Raw genomic sequence first — 3,574 nt, forward strand, 5'->3', positions numbered from 1 at the left:
CCCTGACTTTTACCGGCAGTGCCTCATGGCAAGCTTTGAGGAGCTGAGGGATGCAACAGTTGTGAGCGAGGCACCTAAGCGCCGTGCAAAATCAAAGGCAAAGGCGAAGGCCGTACCTAAGCGTAAGGCTGCGCAAAAGACACGAGCGAAGGCTAAGCCGAAGAATCCTGTGAAGGCTAAGCCGGCGAGAAAGCGGGCGTGAGGCGAGCTGCTAGTTAGCTTTCTCATTGGAGGCCGGCTTTTCGAAGATAAGCACATGCTGCTGCGGCAGGTAGTCCTCGGTAGTTACCCAATCCAAGCCAATAGCTTGCATCTCCAGGCGCACCTGCTCCTCGCTCATCTTATGCAGCGTCTTGATGGGTACCGAGGGATCCTCGCTCCGGTATTCGATGAGTACCAGCTTTCCCCCCGGTCGCAAGGATTCGACCAGCGCTACCCCCATTTCTCGTGGATACGAGAACTCGTGATAGGCGTCAACGATAAATGTCAGATCAATGGTGTTTGCGGGAAGGTTAGGCGAAGTCTCGCTACCAAGAACCGCTTTCACGTTTGCTACCGACAGCGCCTTCTGACGCTCACCCAGTAAGGTCAGCATCTCGGGTTGTATATCGACGGCATAGACTTGCCCTTCGGGCACCCGAGCGGCAATGGGGAAGGTGAAGTATCCCGTGCCCGCACCGATATCCGCCACGTTATCGTCGGGATCAATAGCGAGCCGCTCGATCAACAAGTCCGTACGTTCCTGCCGCTCTCGCTCGGGCCGTTCCAGCCATCCCGCACCGAGGTGACCCATGACATGGGAGATTTCCCGCCCCATATAGAACTTACCGATCCCATCGCGGCTGCCGGATTTGTACTCGTAAAACTCGTTCTCAACAGCCTCGGCGGCTTGATCCGCGGAGCACGCCGTCGCTGTCGCAAACGCTAAGACAAGAAAAGTGAGTCTGTTGATAAGCTTCATCGGGGCAACCTCATAGATAATGTTTTAATACGCAGGTGCCGCCGCTATCGGCTCATTTTTTGGTATCTAGAGAGCGTCCTTCTCATCAGTTAAGCTGATCCTCATGACCAAAAGAACCAACCCTCTGGACCGCTTCGCCAAGCACCTCAAGCTAGGAAAACTCGAGTGGATCGGGCTGCGTTCAGCGCGTAAAGCGCCCCTGACGGAAGTTGACTCGGTACTGGCCATCGCGAGCCGAGGGTTAGACGGCGACCATCGTGTGGACAAGACACCCGGCTCAGGCAGACAGGTCACTCTCATTTCACGAGAATTTATAGAGCAAACTGAACACTTTCTGGGGACAGGCGCCATCGATCCCGCCACTCTTCGCCGAAACCTGGTGGTCTCAGGTATCAACCTGCACGCTTTACGTCATCAGCGTTTTGCTATCGGAGACGCGCTGTTTGAAGCCAGCGCACTCTGCCATCCGTGCTCGCGGATGGAGATGGCCTTGGGCAAAGGGGGTGTGGCCGCGATGCTGGGACATGGCGGGCTGTGCTGCAAGATTCTCAAAGGGGGTGTCATAACGCTGGGTGATGAAGTCCGCGTTGAGGTCCCCGCGACAACTCATGACATGTTTGCCGAGCAGGACTAAGCAACCCCGCAGCTAGCGATCGTCTGGATTACAGCGGCTCAGTCAGAATTCCCAGCATGGTTCTGATGCCATCCCGGTAGTTACCCAAGCGGAGGTTTTCGTTCGGGCTGTGCTGATTGTTGTCACGATTAACCGTTGGCACCGTTACTGCGGGAATACCCAAGGTGTTCACAAACGGCGAGATGGGAATCGACCCACCGCTCATGCGGATTTGAATAGGGTCTTCTTCAAAGGCCCGCTGAAGCGCGCTGCGCAGCCAACGGCCCACATCCGAATCGAAGTCCGTGCGAAAAGACTGATAGGAATTCTCGTAGGTAAATGTAGCGACCTTCGCATGAGCCATGCGCATCGCCTTATCCGGCATTTGATCTGTTACGTAAAAACCCTGCGCGCTTACGTGTTGCTTCACAAGATCGATAAGTCGCTCGGGGTCAGACTCGAGCACCAATCGAACATCGATCTCTGCCCTCGCCCAACCGGGCACAATGGTGCGAACCTTGTCGTCGATCCACCCGGACTGCATACCCCGGATGTTCAGCGATGGGTATTGAATCGCTTCTTGATAGTTCTTCCCAACCTTATCTATAGAACCCAACTGCAGGCGGTCTTTGATCTCCTCCTCGTTGTCGGGCACTGCGCGAAGTATCTCTTTTGTAGCGTCGTCGATACTTATGCCATCGTAAAACCCCGGGATAGTCACTCGACCATCGCTGTCCTTCATTGACGCGAGAAGCTGCGCAAGACGGAGTGCGGGGTTGGGTGCGTAGTTGCCAAAGTGCCCACTGTGCTGCGGCACTACAGGTCCGTAGGTTGTGAGCGTGATGGTAGCGATACCTCGGGCACCAAAGGTGAGCGTGGGACGGTTAGTGATGTGCCTGGGGCCATCAAAGATAATCAGCATGTCCGCAGCCAGCAGCTCTCGATTGTCAGTTACTGCTTTAGGAAGATTGGGGGAGCCGAGTTCCTCCTCGTAATCCATGATGACCTTGATATTAAAGTTTGGCTCCATGCGCATGTCGGCCATTGCATCAAGGGAAGCAAGAAACATCGCTACGGGGCCCTTTGCATCAGAAGCCGAACGGGCGAAAACGCGCATCTCTTCATCGTAGTTCTCGATTGCCGACCAGGGGATTTGCTCCCAATCACCTGTGGCGTTCCGTTGCTTCAGCGCCGGCGTATAGGGGCTAGCCTGAAACCAACGGCCCGGATCGACGGGTTGTCCGTCTATCTGCAGATAGATCAGTACTGTTTTCTCCGCGGCCGCATGTTGGCGAGTGGCCAGTAACAGTGGAGCCTCAGCAGTCGCAATGCGCTGGGTATCAAAACCGCGCTGCGCAAACGCCGACTCGGTCCAAACTACGTTAGCCTCAACATCATCAGGATTGTTCGCGTCATTAGGAATGCTGAGAATTTCTCGAAGTAATGGAAAAGAAGAGTGGGCATACTCCTCTGCCAGAACGTCCAGGGCCTTGGCATCGGGTAAAGGCGTCTCTGAGGTCTTCGCCTCCAGTGAGAGCAGCGTAGTCGCTAGTAATAGCCCGCGGACGAGTGTGCGAAGTGAAGCTTTCATATCGAAGTTTCCCCATTGGATAAGCCTCAATAATACACTGCAAGAAAAGCCGGCTCCTCGCGCGCAATAGCTCTGGAGAGATGGTCAAAGAAACCCTATAATCGCTGCCCCCTCGGGCCCATAGCTCAGTTGGTTAGAGCAGTCGACTCATAATCGATTGGTCGTAGGTTCAAGTCCTACTGGGCCCACCATTTAAATCAATTAAATCAATAGTTTACACATATATATCTTTGCTGCCTGTCCCTTACACATTAACAGGTACAGTAGAGGTAACAGTTGTGGCTACATTTGTTCGCGTCGGCACCAAAACCAAGGCAGTTATTCGTAAGCAAGGATTCCCCAACCAAGCTCGAACTTTCCAAAAACGATCTGATGCTCAAGCCTGGGCGAGAAAGGTCGAGTCTGACAT

General features: G+C 54.2%; 3 protein-coding genes, 1 tRNA gene and 1 pseudogene. 3 read left to right on the forward strand and 2 right to left on the reverse strand.

Annotated elements, in window-relative coordinates; all coding sequences use genetic code 11:
* Positions 1 to 202 (forward strand): annotated as a pseudogene (locus ACTG39_RS14060) (hypothetical protein); the annotation flags it as partial.
* A gap of 9 nt (positions 203 to 211) precedes the next feature.
* Here the strand turns inward: ACTG39_RS14060 and ACTG39_RS14065 are convergent.
* Positions 212 to 961, reverse strand: a complete 750-nt coding sequence (locus ACTG39_RS14065; protein ID WP_439108191.1) for a class I SAM-dependent methyltransferase — start codon at positions 959 to 961, stop codon at positions 212 to 214.
* A gap of 103 nt (positions 962 to 1,064) precedes the next feature.
* Here ACTG39_RS14065 and ACTG39_RS14070 point away from each other — a divergent pair, with 103 nt between their 5' ends.
* On the forward strand, positions 1,065 to 1,595 hold the full coding sequence (locus ACTG39_RS14070; protein ID WP_439108192.1) for an MOSC domain-containing protein: 531 nt from the start codon (positions 1,065 to 1,067) through the stop codon (positions 1,593 to 1,595).
* A 28-nt stretch (positions 1,596 to 1,623) separates the two neighbouring features.
* On the opposite strand, the gene ACTG39_RS14075 is transcribed toward ACTG39_RS14070, so the two are convergent.
* Positions 1,624 to 3,165: a M20/M25/M40 family metallo-hydrolase gene (locus tag ACTG39_RS14075; RefSeq protein ID WP_439108193.1), complete on the reverse strand. Its 1,542-nt coding sequence runs from the start codon at positions 3,163 to 3,165 to the stop codon at positions 1,624 to 1,626.
* Between the two features lie 114 nt (positions 3,166 to 3,279).
* Between ACTG39_RS14075 and ACTG39_RS14080 the strand changes: the two genes are divergently transcribed.
* Positions 3,280 to 3,356 (forward strand) — tRNA-Ile (locus tag ACTG39_RS14080).
* Positions 3,357 to 3,574 lie beyond the last annotated feature (218 nt).

It is taken from the genome of Congregibacter sp. (assembly GCF_965662665.1).
Lineage (GTDB): Bacteria > Pseudomonadota > Gammaproteobacteria > Pseudomonadales > Halieaceae > Congregibacter.